Origin of the sequence: Sediminihaliea albiluteola, from assembly GCF_014077625.1 — a bacterium.
GTDB lineage: Bacteria > Pseudomonadota > Gammaproteobacteria > Pseudomonadales > Halieaceae > Sediminihaliea > Sediminihaliea albiluteola.
This window is the reverse complement of the sequence record NZ_JACFXU010000015.1, coordinates 88,287-105,000: the sequence shown is the minus strand read 5'-3', so window position 1 is coordinate 105,000 and position 16,714 is coordinate 88,287. Positions and strand designations below refer to the sequence as shown.

Genomic DNA, 16,714 nt, shown 5'->3' with positions numbered 1-16,714 from the left:
GGCTGATGTAGTGGCACAGCCGTTCGAGTTTGCTGCGCTCATGGGCCTTGGCCGCTACGCCGGCATGTAGCGAGAAACCGGCAACCTTACCGGGCATGTCACCAAACTGATCTTCCGGGTCGCAGGCGGGCAGTGTCTGCAGGGTGAACACCTTGCGCCCTGCCTGTGGCCCCACGGCGATGCGATACGTGATGGAATGCCCCAGCAGTGGAGTCATCGCATCTTCATCCACCGCATCCAAGGCCAGGTAACTGTTTTCAGCATCCCGCTCCAGTAGGCCTTGCCGCTCCAAATAGCGGCCGACCCGATGGGCGATGGTGTGCGCCAGTTGGGTGAGTTCGGCGCTGGTCGGCGCCCTGACCCAGAGGAACCGGGCTGTTCCATTGGGACGCTCAACGTACACGCCATCGAGGAACAGCATGTGAAAGTGAATGTTGGGGTTCAGTGCACTGCCGAAGCGCTGGATCAGGGTGACGGCACCGGTCTTGGCCGCTTGGTGGGTATAGCCCGCTTTCTTGACCAGATGCGTGGCGATGACGCGGTAAACGATGCCCAACACCCGGCCCATGACCTCCGGCCGGCTGGCGAACAGAAAGCGCAATTGAAAGGGAAAGCTGAGTACCCATTGGCGCATGGGCTGTACGGGCAGAACCTCATCGACCAGTAGCGCGGCGCTTTCGGCCATACGCCGTGCGCCACAACTAGGACAGAAGCCCCGACGTTTGCAGCTGAACGCAACCAGGTGCTCAGCGTGACACGACTCACAACGCACCCGCAGAAAGCCGTGTTCGAGACGGCCGCATTTGAGGTAGGCGTCAAACTCGCGTTGCACATAACCGGGCAGTTCCCTGCCCTGCGCCGCCAAATGGGCAGCGAACGTCGGGTAGTATTCTTCGACGATCCGATAGAGCAGGGTTTGCTCGGGCCGGTGACGCTGGTAACGACCAGTGTTCTCGTCCCGGCTGGCCATCCTGGCCGCCACTTGGGGCATGATCCGCATCCTTGCGATACTGTGTTTTTATACAGTTTATCGCTCAGCTGCGAGATATTGAAGTCTCAGCTGTGATGCCAGCCAGTGCCAGACATTGCCTGTGAGTGCCAGTCACTCCCACTCAATCGTCGCCGGCGGTTTAGAGCTCACGTCATAGGTCACGCGAGAGACACCTGAGAGCTCATTGATGATGCGGTTGGAGACTTTCTCTAGCAAGTCGTAAGGCAAGTGTGCCCAGCGCGCGGTCATAAAATCCACGGTTTCTACTGCGCGCAGTGCAATAACCCACTCGTAGCGCCGACCATCACCCACTACGCCGACTGATTTAACTGGCAGGAACACAGCGAAGGCCTGACTGGTTTTGTGGTACCAGCCCGCCGCACGCAACTCTTCGATAAAGATCGCATCGGCTTCACGCAGTAAATCAGCATATTCTTTTTTGACCGCACCGAGTATCCGCACGCCCAAACCTGGCCCTGGGAAGGGGTGGCGATAGACCATATCGTAGGGCAAGCCCAACTCGAGACCGATCTGCCGCACTTCGTCTTTAAATAGCTCTCGCAAGGGCTCGACTAATTCTAGCGCCATATCATCGGGCAAGCCGCCCACGTTATGATGGGATTTAATGACATGGGCTTTGCCGGTCTTGGCCCCAGCTGACTCAATCACATCAGGATAGATAGTGCCCTGGGCCAACCACTTCACATCTTGAATGCGAGTTGCCTCTTCATCAAAAACTTCAATGAAGGTGTTGCCGATAATTTTGCGCTTGCGCTCGGGGTCTGCTTCGCCAGCTAGCTTGCTTAAAAACAGCTGCTCGCGATCGACACGGATAACTTTAACGCCCATGTTGTTAGCGAACATTTCCATCACCTGGTCGCCTTCATGCAAGCGCAGCAGGCCATTATCTACGAACACACAGGTCAACTGATCGCCAATCGCTTTATGCAGCAATGCCGCTACGACTGATGAATCCACACCGCCCGATAAACCCAAGAGCACTTTGTCGCTGCCGACTGTTTCGCGAACTCGTGCAATAGCATCTTCGACAATATTAGCCGGCGTCCACAGCGCTTGGCAGCCACAGTGCTCCAGCACAAAGTGTTCAAAAATGCGCTTGCCTTGCAGGGTGTGTGTCACTTCGGGGTGGAACTGAATTCCAAACCAAGGTTTTTCTGTATGCGCCATACCGGCGATCGGGCAGCTATCGGTTTCGGCTATTAACTCAAAGCCAGGCGGCAGCTCAACCACTTTATCGCCGTGACTCATCCATACATCCAACAGAGCCCTGCCTTGCTCAGAGATGTGGTCGCGAATGTCGTGCAATAAGCCACCGTTGCCCACTTGTCGAATCTGGGCATAGCCAAATTCACTAGTAGGCGAGGCTTGCACTCGACCGCCGCACTGTTCGGCCATAGTCTGCATGCCGTAGCAAATACCCAACACGGGTACGCCCAGCTCAAACACCAACTGCGGGGCGCGTGGTGAGCCTGCCACCGGGACCGACTCTGGCCCACCGGAGAGGATAATCCCCCGGGGATTGAACTCACGGATCTCCTCATCGCTCATATCCCAAGCGCGGATCTCGCTGTATACGCCCACTTCTCGTACCCGGCGGGCAATTAACTGGGTGTATTGCGAGCCAAAATCGAGGATAAGAATTTTACTGGCGTGAATGTTCTGGGTCATGGTTAAGCTCTGCAATGGACATTACATGATTAGCCCCCTGCGAGCGGGGGCTAAGATTTAGACTGGCAAGTACCTTAGCCTACTGGGTAGTTAGGCGCTTGCTTGGTAATAGAGACGTCGTGAACGTGACTTTCAGACATACCAGCAGCAGTAACACGGACAAACTGCGGGCGAGTACGCATTTCTTCAATAACGGTACATCCGGTATAGCCCATGGCAGAGCGCACTCCGCCCATCATCTGGTGGATGATGGCAGAAACTGGCCCCTTATAGGGCACACGACCTTCAATACCTTCTGGCACCAATTTTTCAGCGCCTTTGCTGGCATCTTGGAAGTAGCGATCAGAAGAGCCCTGGGTCTGAGACATCGCGCCCAACGAGCCCATACCTCGGTAAGCCTTATAAGTGCGGCCTTGATAAAGCTCTACTTCACCAGGCGCCTCCTCCGTACCAGCGAACATACCGCCCATCATGATAGCGTGCGCACCAGCCACAAGCGCCTTGGCGATATCGCCCGAAAAGCGGATACCCCCATCGGCAATGACTGGAATATCATGATCTTTCAGCGCCGCAATCACATTGGCGATAGCGCTGATCTGCGGCACGCCGATGCCAGTCACAATACGGGTGGTGCAAATAGAACCTGGCCCAATGCCCACCTTCACCGCATCGGCACCCGCTTCAGCCAACGCCAAGGCCGCCTCACCTGTAGCAATATTACCTGCTATCACTTGCATGCTGGGATAGTCTGCTTTGATTTTGCGCACTCGCTCAATCACATTGCGCGAGTGTCCGTGAGCCGTATCTACGACCAGTACATCGACACCCGCCCGCACCAGCGCAGCTACGCGATCATCGGTGTCGGGACTAGTGCCCACCGATGCCCCAACGCGCAATTGACCGTCGGAATCGCGGCAGGCATTGGGGAAGCTTTCGGCCTTATCGAAGTCTTTGACTGTGATCATGCCGCAGAGGTCGAAGTTATCATTGACCACCAAAATCTTTTCGATACGGTGCTGATGCAGCAGAGCCTGGACCTCATCGGCACTGGCGCCCTCTTTCACGGTTACTAGCTGATCTCGCGGTGTCATCATGCTTGACACCAACTTAGTGGGATCAGACTCAAAGCGCACATCACGACGCGTCACAATACCCACTAAATCATCGCCATCGAGTACTGGCACACCAGAAATACCGTGGGCGCCAGTCAACTCGTTCAGCTCGGCAATGGTCGCATTTTGCTGAATAGTAATGGGATCCCTGACCACACCACTTTCAAATTTCTTAACTCGACGTACTTCCTCGGCCTGATCAGCAATACTCATACTTTTGTGAATAATGCCAATACCACCTTCCTGAGCCATTGCAATAGCCAAACGGGCTTCAGTCACAGTGTCCATGGCAGCAGAGACCAGCGGAATATTCAGTTCGATTTCACGCGTAAGGCGGGTTTTGAGCGAAACATCCGTGGCCACCACCTCGGAATAGCCCGGCAATAGCAATACATCATCGAAAGTCAGGGCTTCCTGGGCAATACGCAGCATAGGGTTCTCCGGCTGGCAGGTAAGAGGGAAACGTGTAATTATAAATCCTACAGCCACCCTAGGTAAACCAAAGCTAAGTGTTTCGCAATAGTGACAAATTCTCCTATTAGCCCATTTCAGAGCCCCGCCCCCAAAACCTTGACCGTTAGCCAGCTCAATCGGCAAGTACGCAGTCTGCTGGAGTCTAATTTTGACTTCATTTGGGTGGAGGGAGAAATCAGCAACTTTGCCGAGCCCTCTTCTGGACACTGGTACTTTTCGCTGAAGGACGGCGCAGCTCAAGTGCGCTGCGCCATGTTCCGCAATCGCAACCAGCGCATCCGCTTTAGACCCAGCAACGGCAGCGCTATTCGGATGCGTTGTCGGGTTTCGCTGTATGAGGGGCGCGGCGAATTCCAACTGATTGCCGAGCATATAGAACAAGCTGGCGCGGGGGCTTTACAAGCTGCTTTCGAGCAGCTCAAAGCAAAGCTGCTAGCCGAAGGGCTGTTCGCTGCCGAGCGCAAACGCGCCTTACCGGAGCAGATATCACGCCTAGGGATCATTACCTCGCCAAGCGGCGCCGCTATTCACGATATTCTCACCGTACTTGCGCGACGTTGGCCGGCTATTGAAGTCGATATTTTACCGGTGGCCGTACAAGGCGAAGCCGCGGCCGGTGAAATTGCCGCAGCAATTGCACGCGCTAACCGCTTGCACAGCGCCGGCAAAGTCCACTTCGACGCGCTGATTGTGGGTCGCGGCGGCGGCTCCTTAGAAGACCTCTGGGCCTTTAATGAAGAAATCGTCGCCAGAGCCATCGTTGCTAGCCAGCTGCCCATCGTCAGTGCTGTGGGCCATGAGGTAGATTTCACTATCGCTGACATGGCGGCCGACGCACGCGCGGCGACGCCTTCTGCAGCCGCTGAATTACTGAGCCCTGATCAAAACGAGTGGCTACAACGGCTGCGCAATTTGGAGCTGAATTTACAGCGCCAAATACAGCGCAAGATAATGGATGCTAAACGAGAGCTCGAGCAGTTACGCAAGCGCCTGCGCCACCCCGGCCAACAGTTGCGAGAGCAAGCGCAGCGTCTCGACGAGATGGAGCAGCGCTTAGTTCGGGCACAACATCAGCAGCTAGAGAGGCGTCGCAGCCAATTACAGCTACTGGAAAGCCGCTTAATGGCCAATTCACCGCAGACTGCTGTTACTCAGTTACAGGGCGAAGTGGCTAAGCTTCGACAGGCCCTTGAGGCAGCCATGCAACGCAAGCTGCAACAGGCGGCTACACAGCTGTCGCAGCTGGCAAAACTGCTGGACTCAGTAAGCCCCCTTGCTACGCTGGATCGGGGTTATTCGCTTATCACCACTGCAGAGGGCTCAGTACTGCGCGACAGCAGTACGGTAGAGGTCGGCGATCGACTAACAGCTCGCCTTGCTCGCGGCTCGCTTAGCCTGAGCGTAGAGGCTATATCAAGCCCCGAAGAAGACCGCAAAAACTAAAAACAAGGTCAGCGAAGCCGTCGCCAGTAGAAAACGCTCTGCCACATCATATTTGTGTAACATATGAAGCCCTCCCATCAAGGCCACACTTTGAGCGTAGCACTTGGTTGGCAATTCGCCAGAATTTTTAGGGAGATGATGGCAGCGGCTCGCCATGCTTAAGCGAGCCGAGCTAGCAGCTTAGATATTGATAGCTAGTACTTAGCCGGTAAGCGCGTGTTAATGATGATATGGCGACCCTCAAAGCGTATATACTCACCAATGGTGAGGTCTTTGAGGATACGAGCTACCATTTCTCGGGAGGCACCTACTCGGTCGGCAATATCCTGCTGAGTGAGCTTTTCCGGAATATAGAGCGTGCCATCGCCGCGTTCTTCAGAGAGGTCCATCAGAACATTGGCCACTCGGCCATAGACATCCTGCAGAGCCAAGCTCTTCACGTCGGCGGTGAGCTTGCGCACGCGCTGGGCAAGATTGCGAATCAACTTACGAGTAATGTTTGGATAGGCATCCAGCACCCGGTTGAACTCTTCTTTATAGATAATGCAAAAGCTCGACTTCTCGACCGTTCGCACTGAGGCAGAGCGCACTGAGTCATCCAGCAAGGCCAGCTCACCGAAGTAATCGCCGGCACTCTGGGTGTTCATGATGAACTCCTTGCCGTTTTTGTCGCTGCAGTACACCTTGACCTTACCGGACTCGATGATGAACAGTGAATCAGCTGGGTCATTTTCATGAATGACGACAGTGTTTTTCGGAAATGACCGACTAGTACTGCTGGAAGCCAAAGCCTCCAACTCTTCCCGAGACAGCCCCTGAAAAATTTCTACTTGTTGCAACATTCGTTCTGTACCTGCCTCATGATTAAACTGGTCCCTGAAGCTACGTGCACAATAGTAACCCAAACTTCCATAGATGCGCACCCGTGAAAGTCAAATCAACTAAGATCTTTCTTTATAAGCTATAAATCAGCCGTTTCCACAGTGGCTTCGCCATCGCTATACTCACACACAATACCCAGTAGTAGGAAATTTCCACTTCGTGAGCACTACCTCCCACCCATCTGTGTCCCTCTGGAGCGATGCCGTCCTGCGAGCGCTGCTTGAGTTGCGGCAGCTATTTCAGGATTATAAGCTCAGCTTGGACAATTCAGCACTGGAGGATTTCAGCAAACTCTTTGAAGGCGCTGAGCGCCTTGAGCAAAGTTTAGGTTACGACTCGCCCCAAGGCCAAGAAAACAAGATCACTGAGGAAGCGGTCGATCGCCACGAGCTGATGAATATCCTAGCTGCCATACGCGGCTATGCCGAAATGCTGCAAGAAGACCTAGGTGTCGAGCAAACAGCAATAACTGACAGTTTGGCACGATTGGTAATGGCTATTCAAACCGCTGACAATGGCAGCCACAGCGCAGTCTCTATTAGCGATAGTGCCATCGCCTCCGACCCCGGCTTCATTCTGGCCGTAGATGACCGAGCTGAGAACCGCGAGCTGCTAGCGCGCTATTTATCTCGCTCGGGACATTTTGTGGTCACCGCTGCTAGTGGCGATGAAGCTTTGCAAACCCTAGCGCAAGCCGATGTGGATGTTGTGCTTCTCGATCTGATCATGCCCGGCATGGATGGCCGCGAGGTACTGCGGCGAATCAAGGAACATGAAGAGTGGCGCGCTACGCCAGTTATCGTAATTTCCGGCCAACAAGATATGGAAGGCATCATCGAGTGCATCGAAGCCGGGGCCGACGATTACTTGTTCAAGCCCTTTAATCCGGTGCTCCTTCAAGCCCGAATCAAAGCCGGCATCGAGCGCAAACGCTGGCACGATCGCGAAGAACAGTATCGCCAGCAACTGGAGAGAAACGAAAAGTTTATCCGTGCAACCTTTGGCCGCTACCTCTCCGATGAGATCGTCACCGATATTCTCGAGCGCCCTGAAGGACTCGAACTAGGCGGCGACCTGCGTGAAGTAACCATCATGATGTCTGATATTCGCGGCTTTACCACCCTCAGTGAAACACTGGCTCCGGCCCAGGTCGTCAAGATGCTCAACCGCTACTTGGGTGCCATGACGGACATCATCATGGCCCACCAAGGCACTATCGACGAATTTCTTGGCGACGCAATCCTCGCGGTGTTCGGCGCTCCCCTACAGCGCGAGGATGATGCCGACCGCGCGGTGCGCTGTGCACTGGCTATGCAAGCTGCAATGGCAGACATTAACGCTGCGAATCTTGCCGACGGCTTACCGCAAGTGGAGACCGGGATCGCCCTCAACACAGGCTCGGTCATCGCGGGTAATATTGGCTCTGAGCGCCGCAGTAAATACGGCTTCGTGGGCCACCCGATGAACGTCACCTCGCGCATCGAAGACCACTGTGCTGGCGGCGAGATCTTACTCTCCGACAGCACCTTGCAAAAGCTCGACGGCCGCTACCGGGTGGCTGACCGTCGCTCTCTGCAAGTCAAAGGCATCAATCAGGCGGTAGTGGTACACCGTCTCTTGGAGGTCGAATCATGAATATTAATGGTCCCATCCTGCTAGTTGAGGACAACGAACTGAACCGTGACATGCTGACTCGGCGCTTAGTGCGCGCGGGGCTAGAGGTAATAGCCGCCGGTGATGGCCAGCAAGCGCTGCAGTTGATGGCCGAGCACTCTCCTGCCATCGTGCTGATGGATATGAATCTACCGGTGATGGACGGCTGGACTGCCTGCCGCCAAGCCCGCCAAGATGAACAGATTCAGCACATACCGATCATTGCGCTCACCGCCCACGCGATGGAGTCTGACCGCTTGAATGCCCTAGAAGCTGGCTGTGATGAGTTTGCTACTAAGCCAATCGACTTCCCCGAACTGCTCGCTAAAATAGAGAGACTGGTCAACGCATGAGCCTACGACGCCGACTCACCCTTTCATTAGTCACTATTTTAATTCTGTTCGCAGCCAACGTCGGCACCCACTTTTGGGGCAGTTACGCGCGAAACGAGAGTATGATTGCCTACCGCAATTCGGTTACTGCGGCGCAATTGTCCGCCGAAATTGAGCAGGAGCTGGAAAACCAGCGACAGCAAATTCTCATCTTGGCCACCTTGCGTGAAACCACCCAAGACCAACTTGACCCACAAGAGCTTTCTCAGGCCGAGGCCGAACTGAGTAGAGTTCGCGACAATGTGCGCCAGCTTGGCGAACTGAGTCACGAGGTGACACAGCACCACTATCAAAAGCTGTGGCAGAGCAGCAATGCGCTACTCGATGACTGGCTGGCTTTTTACCGCAATTACAATGACCTCGAATTTAAAGTTGATATAGACGACCCGATTCCCTTTCTAGAGGCAAATCAGCGCCTCAAAGAACTGGAGCAGCGCCAAGCATTTATTGCGGTGCAGCGGGCCAATATTATCGACCGCACAATCGCCCTGACCGACCGTATTACGGTCATTGGTTTTGTCGCCTCTATCTTTCTCACCGCCACGCTCGGCTTTTTTCTGGTGCGCTACGCCAACCGCTCTCTGAAACGCTTAAAAACTGGCACCCGGCGCATTGGTAGTGGCGACCTGAACTACCGCATCGAAAATATCGAAGACAAGGGCGAGTTGGGCGACCTCGCTAAAGCCTTTAACGACATGTCAGATAAATTGCGCAATGCCATTAACGATGTGCGCCAAGCCAAAGAATCCGCCGACGAGGCTAACGCCGCCAAAAGTATATTCCTGGCGAATGTCAGCCATGAATTGCGCACCCCCCTCAATGCCATCATTGGCTATAGCGAAATGCTTCAGGATGAGCTCGAGGACGGCACTGAGATTGACCGGGCGCAATTTCAGAATGACTTGGAAAAGATTGTTCTATCGGGTCGGCAACTACTGTCGCTGATCAACGATATTTTAGATTTGTCGAAGATCGAAACTGGCAAGATGTCTTTGTACTGTGAAGATTTCTCACCAACTGAGGTACTTCAGCAGGTCTGTGACTCCATGGAGCCCCTGCTGAAGGAGCGGGGCAATAGCCTGCACTTAGAGGGGCTCGAACAAGTCCCCACGCTGTATAACGACGCCACCAAGTTCCGGCAGATTTTTCTCAACTTGCTGAGTAATGCCAGTAAATTTACTGATGGGGGTGATATTAAACTGTCGGCGCGAGCAGCCAAAGGGCGTCCCGGCTGGCTAGAGTTTAAGGTCAGCGATAACGGCATTGGCATGAGCCAAGAGCAGCAAGCTAAAGTGTTCGATGCCTTTGTCCAGGCCGATTCTTCGACCAGCGCCAATTATGGCGGCACTGGCTTGGGCTTGGCGATCTGTCGAGATTACTGCAATCTAATGGGCGGCAGTATCACTGTCAGCAGCAAACCTGGCGAGGGCTCAAGCTTTACTGTCGCCCTGCCCTCTGCCCCAAGGTCAACTCTCGCAAACGCTTGAGGGCTTCCTCGCGCTTATGCAAATCGTCTTTCAAAGTGCTATTGCTGGCTTCTAGGTCAGCAATGTGACGATCGAGTATTACAAAGGTTTCAAGTGACTGTCGCATCAGCAAGCTTTTTTCGTGCACCTGCATCTGAGGGTTCAGCTGCTTGTTGAGCTGGCGGTAGGTTTTACGTGCAGCTTCGGCATCAAAGAAAGGGCTACTGGGCAACATACTGATGTAGGCGATGGCGATGCCAGACTCCCAGTCAGACTCCGGAGAGCTTTCCAGACGCTGGTAACGCTGAAAGTGCTGCACCGCCTCGATGTAGTCGTTCTGCGCCAGTGCCATATAGCCGCGCTCTAAAAATGTGTAGTCTGGCGCCGCCTCTGGAGCCACGCACTGATAGTGTCGATTAGCCGGCAGATTCAATGTCAGCTCGGGCACTTTTTGCTCGGCATTTGTATCGGCGCCGGAGCCCGCTTCGGCGGGCTGAGCAGCGCCGTACCCGGCATCTTGTGGCGACAGCGGCGCGCAAGCCGATAGCAGGCCGCCCACCATCACCGATAGTGCGATCGTAGACAGCGCTTTAGTCAAAGTTGCCATAGTCCTTACCCCTTGGGGGTTTGCAGTGTAACAGCGTTGAGCCGCCTGCTAAGGCGCCTTACTCGGGCCGCATATGCGGGAACAACAACACATCACGAATCGAGGGTGAGTTAGTCAACAGCATCACCAAGCGGTCGATACCAATGCCCTCACCCGCTGTTGGCGGCATGCCGTATTCTAAAGCGCGCACATAATCGTGATCGTAGTGCATTGCCTCTTCATCACCGGCATCTTTCTCTGCCACTTGCTCACGGAAACGCTCTGCCTGATCTTCGGCATCGTTAAGCTCTGAAAAACCATTGGCGATTTCCCGCCCGCCAACAAAGAACTCAAAACGATCAGTGACAAAGGGGTCATGGTCGCTGCGCCGGGCTAATGGCGAGACCTCGGTCGGATAAGCCGTAATGAATGTCGGCTGATCCAAATTATGCTCCACGGTTTTCTCGAAGATTTCGATCTGTACCTTGCCCAGGCCCCAGCTATCTTTGAGCTCAATACCGAGCCCCTTCGCTATCTCACGGGCCGCCTGCTCATCGGAGAGCTGCTCAGCGCTGATCTGTGGGTTGTACTGCAAAATAGAGTCAAATACCGAGATGCGGGTGAAAGGCTGAGCAAAGTCATAGCGGCTGCCTTGATACTCAACGACCGTGCTACCGAGCACAGTCGTGGTCAGTTGCCGCAGCATGTCTTCAGTCAGGTCCATGGCATCCTTGTAGTCGGCATAAGCCCAGTAAAACTCCAGCATGGTGAACTCTGGGTTATGGCGAGTCGACAGGCCTTCATTGCGGAAGTTTCGATTGATCTCATAAACCCGCTCAAATCCGCCAACGACCAAACGCTTGAGATACAATTCTGGCGCAATACGCAAATACATATCTAAATCTAAAGCGTTGTGATGCGTGACAAAGGGCTTAGCTGCCGCACCGCCGGGAATCACCTGCATCATCGGGGTTTCCACTTCCATGAAGGACTTGGCATTCATGTAATCCCGAATAAAGGTAATCACCTGCGAGCGGATACGGAACACTTCGCGCGACTCTGGATTCACAATGAGATCGACATAGCGCTGGCGATAGCGAATCTCCTGATCGGCCAGGCCGTGATATTTATCGGGCAGCGGACGCAGCGCCTTGGTCAGTAAACGCGCCTCCTCCATGTTGATATACAGGTCGCCCTTGCCGGACTTATGAATGGGCCCCTTAGCACCGACGATATCGCCTAGATCCCAGCTTTTGATTTCAGCCAGCTCTTCTTCGCTTAAGGCTTTGCGATTCACGTAAAGCTGGATTTGATCAGAGCCATCCTGTATCAACAAGAAGGCACCGCGATTGCGAATCAATCGGCCGGCGACAGCGTAGTGCTTATCCAACGCTTCTAGATCGGCCTTATCTCGCTCCCCGTACTCACTGAGCAAATCAGCTGCCAGTGCCGTACGGCGAAAATCATTGGGAAAAGGGTTGCGCTGGGCACGCAGCTCAGCCAGTTTGCCGCGGCGCTCTGCGATCAGTTTGTTTTCATCTTCTGCCGCCAATGGGCCCGCTTGTTCATTGCTCATAATGATCTCACTCACAGCCCGCTTTTCAGCGAAGCTTCGATAAATTGGTCGATGGATCCATCCAACACTGCTTGTGTATTACTTGTTTCCACCCCGGTTCGCAGGTCTTTGATACGCGAAGAGTCCAGTACGTAAGAGCGAATTTGACTGCCCCAGCCGATATCCGCCTTGTTGTCTTCCATAGCCTGCTTTTCTGCATTGCGTCGGAGTACTTCCATCTCATACAACTTAGCTCGCAGCAGCTTCATCGCGTTATCACGGTTCTGGTGCTGGGAGCGCTCAGTTTGACATTGCACCACAATCCCACTCGGATTGTGAGTCAAACGCACGGCGGAATCGGTTTTGTTGACGTGCTGCCCCCCGGCACCACTGGCACGGTAGGTATCAACGCGCAGGTCTGCCGGATTAATATCCACTTCGATATTGTCGTCAATTTCAGGGGACACAAACACCGAGGCGAAAGAGGTATGTCGGCGGTTGCCTGAATCAAAGGGCGACTTACGCACTAAGCGGTGCACCCCCGTTTCGGTGCGCAGCCAGCCGTAAGCATAATCACCCTCAAACTGAATAGTAGCGCTCTTAATACCCGCCACATCACCGCCAGAGCACTCTATCAGAGTGGTCTTAAAGCCTTTCGACTCCCCCCAGCGCAAATACATGCGCAGCAACATCTCGGACCAATCTTGAGCCTCGGTACCACCTGAGCCTGCCTGAATGTCCAAAAAGGCGTTATTCTCATCCATCTCGCCGTCGAACATGCGACGAAACTCGAGCTGCCCCAGCATGGCCTGCAAGGCATCGATATCAGCGGATATTTCAGCCACTGTGGCTTCATCGTCCTCCGCAGCTGCCATCTCTAGCAGGTCGCGGGCATCAGCGGCACCGGACTTTAGATTCTCTATGGTGTGAACGATAGTCTCAAGGGAGGATCGCTCTCGGCCTAGGGCCTGAGCTCGCTCAGCGTCATCCCAGACACTGGGCTCACTTAACTCTAACTCAACTTCAGCGAGGCGGTCTTTGCGGTTATCAAAGTCAAAGATACCCCCTAAGCACGTCAGTACGTGACTCAATGTCATTGAGAGCCTGTTGCAGCGGATTAATTTCGAGCATTTGCTAGAATTTTCCTGTTAAAAGTGAGTCATTTTACAGTAGCGTCGAGCGCGATGAAATGGCAGGCCCGATCCCAAGAGGCTAAAGCCCCTGCTATTTTGCCTAGCGACAGCTACTGATCACTCAGATTGAACAGCAGCCCTCACTTTGAAGGGACTATCAAGAACTTGGCTGGAGAAACTCAATCATCAATTGCAGGCTACGCTGACCACGAAATTCATTCACGTCGAGGCGGTAGGCAGCTTCGATATATTCGACCCGCTCATTGGGCCACTCTTGTGGATCAATGTTAAAGGCAATGGCATCCACCAAGTGATCGCTATCAGGCAATGATAGCACTAGCTTTAAGTGTCGCTCGCCGACTAGGCGTTGACTGACAATTTGAAAGTGGCCATCAAACACTGGTTCAGGGAAGTGCTGCCCCCAGGGGCCAGCAAAGCGCAATGCAGTGGCATTGTCTAAAGCAAAATCTGCCTGACTCAAAGCGCCATCAGACTCCACCACAGCTTGCAGATCCACGGCATCGGCATGCCGCGCTACTTCCTGGCTAAATGCTTCGCTGAACTGATCGTAATGTGCTCGCTGTATACTCAAGCCTGCAGCCATAGCATGACCACCAAACTTACTAATCAAATGCGGATAGCGTGTGGCAACGGCGTCCAGCACATCGCGAATGTGGATGCCAGGTATAGAGCGAGCCGAGCCCTTTATCTCTTCACCAGCATCATCAGCATTGGCAAAAGCAATCGTTGGGCGATGTAGACGATCCTTAACTCGGGAAGCCAAGATACCGATCACACCCTGATGCCAGTCTGGCTCATAGAGTGTCACGGCAAGAGGCAGCTCGGTGGGGCCACTGCCATCTAAGTCGAGTTCTGCCAGCATGTTAAGCGCTTGATCTTGCATGCCCTGTTCAATGCTGCGGCGATCTTGGTTTAGCTGCTGTAGCTGGGCAGCAATAGCCCGCGCCCGCTCAGCATCCTGACTGAGTAGGCACTCAATCCCCACACTCATATCATCGAGACGCCCCGCCGCATTGAGCCGTGGTCCAGCAGCAAAGCCCAAGTCTGAAGCGACGACAGTGTGCAGCTGACGGCCAGCCACCTCTAACAAAGCCAGAATACCCGGCCGTGCTTGACCGGCGCGAATACGCTTCAAACCAGCATCAACCAAAATACGGTTATTGCGATCTAAGGGCACCACATCGGCTACCGTGCCCAAGGCCACCAAATCGAGCCAGCGCCCGAGATTGGGTTCAGCAATAGCCTGCTCAGCAAACCACTGGCGGCGGCGCAACTCGGCACGCAGTGCCAGCATCACATAAAAGATCACCCCGACTCCCGCCAAGCTCTTACTGGCGAACTGACAAGCCGGCTGGTTGGGATTCACAATCACATCAGCGGCCGGTAGCTCGGCCCCAGCAAGGTGATGATCGGTTACTAAGGTGGCAATGCCATGCTGGCGCGCCAGCGCAATACCACTGATACTGGATATGCCGTTATCGACGGTAATGATCAGGTCCGGGGATCGCTCTAGGGCGAGTTCAACAATTTCTGGCGTCAAGCCGTAACCGTAATCAAAGCGGTTGGGCACCAGGTAGTCGACATGAGCCGCGCCGAAGGCCTGCAGGACACTCATCCCTAGGGCGGTGCTGGTCGCGCCATCGGCATCAAAATCACCGACAATCAGAATTCGCTGGCGCGCTGCTAAACTATCGGCCAGCAGCTCTGCGGCTTGTACTGCGCCATGCAGCGTAGCTGGCGGCAGTAAATGCTCCAAGCCCAGATCCAACTCACTGATATCACGTATACCGCGGTTGCAGTAAACGCGCTGCAACAAAGGGGGTAAATCAGCAGCGGCCAATGCCGAGCTGGAAGAAGCTTGCCGGCGGCGAATCGTTTTAAGCACCGGCAAACTCCTCTATAACTCCCTGGAGCGACATTAGGCGCTAAGGTTAGCCGCCATAAAGTCCTTCACTGCGGCAAAGTCGTTAGGCAGCACTTGACTGCGCTCGGGCCTGTCGTAGAGATCTCTGAGGTGTAAGGGCAGGCCCGGACGATCTTCAACACCGGCCTTGGCCACTGCATCGGGGAATTTGGCCGGGTGGGCGGTTGCCAAGGTCACTACTGGCACATGGGCTGGCAACTTGGTTTGCATTGCAGCCCGGACACCAATTGCACTATGCGGATCAAGCAGGTATTCACAGCGCTCCCAAGTCGAAGCAATCTGCGCACAGGTTTCCTCGTCGGACACACGGTAGCTGGAAAACAACTCAGCGGCACGGGCCATAGCACTGTCAGAGAGTTTGATTTCGCCTTTATCAAAACGCTGCATCAAATCTGCAATAGCAGCACCGTCGCGACCATAGAGATCAAATAGCAGGCGTTCGAAATTGCTAGATACGGTGATATCCATGCTCGGCGACAGTGTGTGCACTAGCGGCTGACGATCATAGCTGCGAGTTGTCATCACCCGATGCAGAACATCATTGGTGTTGGTGGCAATGATCAGGCGCTCTATCGGCAAGCCCATGCCCTGCGCCAAATATCCGGCAAAAATGTCGCCAAAGTTACCCGTTGGCACAGAGAATGCGACGGAGCGCTCTGGAGCCCCAAGAGCCACCGCGGCATAAAAGTAGTACACAATCTGAGCCATGATACGGGCCCAGTTAATCGAGTTGACCGCGACTAAACTGCGATCTTCTGGCAGAAAACTGCGATCGGCGAAGCTGGCTTTCACCATCGCCTGACAGTCATCGAAGTTACCCTCAATGGCCAGGTTATGAATGTTGTCGCCCACTACTGTGGTCATTTGGCGACGCTGCACTTCGGACACGCGCTGGTGCGGGTGCAAGATAAAGATATCGATATTTTTGCAGCGCTTACAGCCTTCAATCGCAGCCGAACCAGTATCACCGGAGGTGGCGCCCATAATCACTACTTTTTGATGGCGGCGCTCTAGCACATAGTCCAGCAGGCGCCCCAACAACTGCAGGGCAAAATCTTTAAAGGCTAAAGTGGGGCCGTGAAACAGTTCTAGCACCCACTGGTTGGAGTCCAACTGAACTAATGGCGCAACGGCATCATGACGAAACTCAGCATAAGTATCGTCGATCAGTGTTTTAAGATCGGCGTCGGGGATACTCCCGGCCACGAAAGGCGCGATAATTTTATGCGCCAGTGCGGGATAGTCCAGCGCTGCCATATCGCGGATATCCTGGGCGCTAAAACGCGGCAGGTGTTCAGGCACATATAAGCCGCCGTCTGATGCCAGACCGGTGAGCAGCACCTGTTCAAAATCGAGCGCTGGGGCTTTGCCCCGTGTACTAATGTATTTCACT

The 16,714-nt window shown here is 54.2% G+C and carries 13 protein-coding genes; 4 read left to right on the top strand and 9 right to left on the bottom strand.

Annotated features, from left to right (window positions below):
- The 3 genes from H2508_RS11665 to guaB form a co-directional block, all read right to left on the bottom strand.
- The coding region (locus tag H2508_RS11665; protein ID WP_182168459.1) for a transposase zinc-binding domain-containing protein at positions 1–991 on the bottom strand (991 nt) is incomplete at its 3' end.
- Between the two features lie 111 nt (positions 992–1,102).
- A complete protein-coding gene (guaA, locus tag H2508_RS11660) occupies positions 1,103–2,680 on the bottom strand; it encodes a glutamine-hydrolyzing GMP synthase (RefSeq protein WP_182173736.1) in 1,578 nt (525 codons plus the stop codon).
- A gap of 74 nt (positions 2,681–2,754) precedes the next feature.
- Positions 2,755–4,224 (bottom strand): IMP dehydrogenase, encoded by a 1,470-nt coding sequence (guaB, locus tag H2508_RS11655; protein ID WP_182173733.1) that lies wholly within the window; start codon positions 4,222–4,224, stop codon positions 2,755–2,757.
- Between the two features lie 90 nt (positions 4,225–4,314).
- Here guaB and xseA point away from each other — a divergent pair, with 90 nt between their 5' ends.
- Entirely contained in the window at positions 4,315–5,709 is a 1,395-nt protein-coding gene (gene xseA / locus H2508_RS11650) for an exodeoxyribonuclease VII large subunit (protein WP_328799366.1), read from the top strand.
- A 194-nt stretch (positions 5,710–5,903) separates the two neighbouring features.
- Here the strand turns inward: xseA and H2508_RS11645 are convergent, their stop codons facing one another.
- Positions 5,904–6,551 carry a Crp/Fnr family transcriptional regulator gene (locus tag H2508_RS11645; RefSeq protein WP_182173729.1) on the bottom strand — a complete coding sequence of 216 codons (648 nt, stop codon included), beginning with the start codon at positions 6,549–6,551 and terminating at the stop codon, positions 5,904–5,906.
- A 199-nt stretch (positions 6,552–6,750) separates the two neighbouring features.
- Between H2508_RS11645 and H2508_RS11640 the strand changes: the two genes are divergently transcribed.
- Genes H2508_RS11640 through H2508_RS11630 form a run of 3 tightly spaced genes read left to right on the top strand, consistent with a single transcriptional unit; the run spans position 6,751 to position 10,123 of the window.
- The gene (locus H2508_RS11640) at positions 6,751–8,226 is read left to right on the top strand and encodes an adenylate/guanylate cyclase domain-containing protein (protein WP_328799365.1); all 1,476 of its coding nucleotides are present in this window, start codon (positions 6,751–6,753) and stop codon (positions 8,224–8,226) included.
- Positions 8,223–8,597, top strand: a complete 375-nt coding sequence (locus H2508_RS11635) for a response regulator (RefSeq protein ID WP_182173725.1) — start codon at positions 8,223–8,225, stop codon at positions 8,595–8,597. The genes H2508_RS11640 and H2508_RS11635 overlap by 4 nt, the downstream gene beginning before the upstream one ends.
- The gene (locus H2508_RS11630) at positions 8,594–10,123 is read left to right on the top strand and encodes a sensor histidine kinase (protein ID WP_182173722.1); all 1,530 of its coding nucleotides are present in this window, start codon (positions 8,594–8,596) and stop codon (positions 10,121–10,123) included. The genes H2508_RS11635 and H2508_RS11630 overlap by 4 nt, the downstream gene beginning before the upstream one ends.
- On the opposite strand, the gene H2508_RS11625 is transcribed toward H2508_RS11630, so the two are convergent.
- From H2508_RS11625 to thrC, 5 genes are all read right to left on the bottom strand, one after another.
- Positions 10,074–10,709 carry a hypothetical protein gene (locus H2508_RS11625; protein WP_220463758.1) on the bottom strand — a complete coding sequence of 212 codons (636 nt, stop codon included), beginning with the start codon at positions 10,707–10,709 and terminating at the stop codon, positions 10,074–10,076. The genes H2508_RS11630 and H2508_RS11625 overlap by 50 nt on opposite strands.
- A gap of 58 nt (positions 10,710–10,767) precedes the next feature.
- A complete protein-coding gene (gene lysS, locus H2508_RS11620) occupies positions 10,768–12,264 on the bottom strand; it encodes a lysine--tRNA ligase (RefSeq protein ID WP_182173719.1) in 1,497 nt (498 codons plus the stop codon).
- 11 nt (positions 12,265–12,275) lie between these two features.
- A protein-coding gene (gene prfB / locus H2508_RS11615) for a peptide chain release factor 2 (RefSeq protein WP_182173716.1) occupies positions 12,276–13,374 on the bottom strand; the annotation gives its coding sequence in 2 pieces (ribosomal slippage) (positions 12,276–13,298 and positions 13,300–13,374; 1,098 coding nt in all).
- 159 nt (positions 13,375–13,533) lie between these two features.
- Positions 13,534–15,282 (bottom strand): single-stranded-DNA-specific exonuclease RecJ, encoded by a 1,749-nt coding sequence (recJ, locus tag H2508_RS11610; RefSeq protein ID WP_182173713.1) that lies wholly within the window; start codon positions 15,280–15,282, stop codon positions 13,534–13,536.
- 33 nt (positions 15,283–15,315) lie between these two features.
- Positions 15,316–16,713: a threonine synthase gene (gene thrC, locus H2508_RS11605; protein WP_182173710.1), complete on the bottom strand. Its 1,398-nt coding sequence runs from the start codon at positions 16,711–16,713 to the stop codon at positions 15,316–15,318.
- Position 16,714 lies beyond the last annotated feature (1 nt).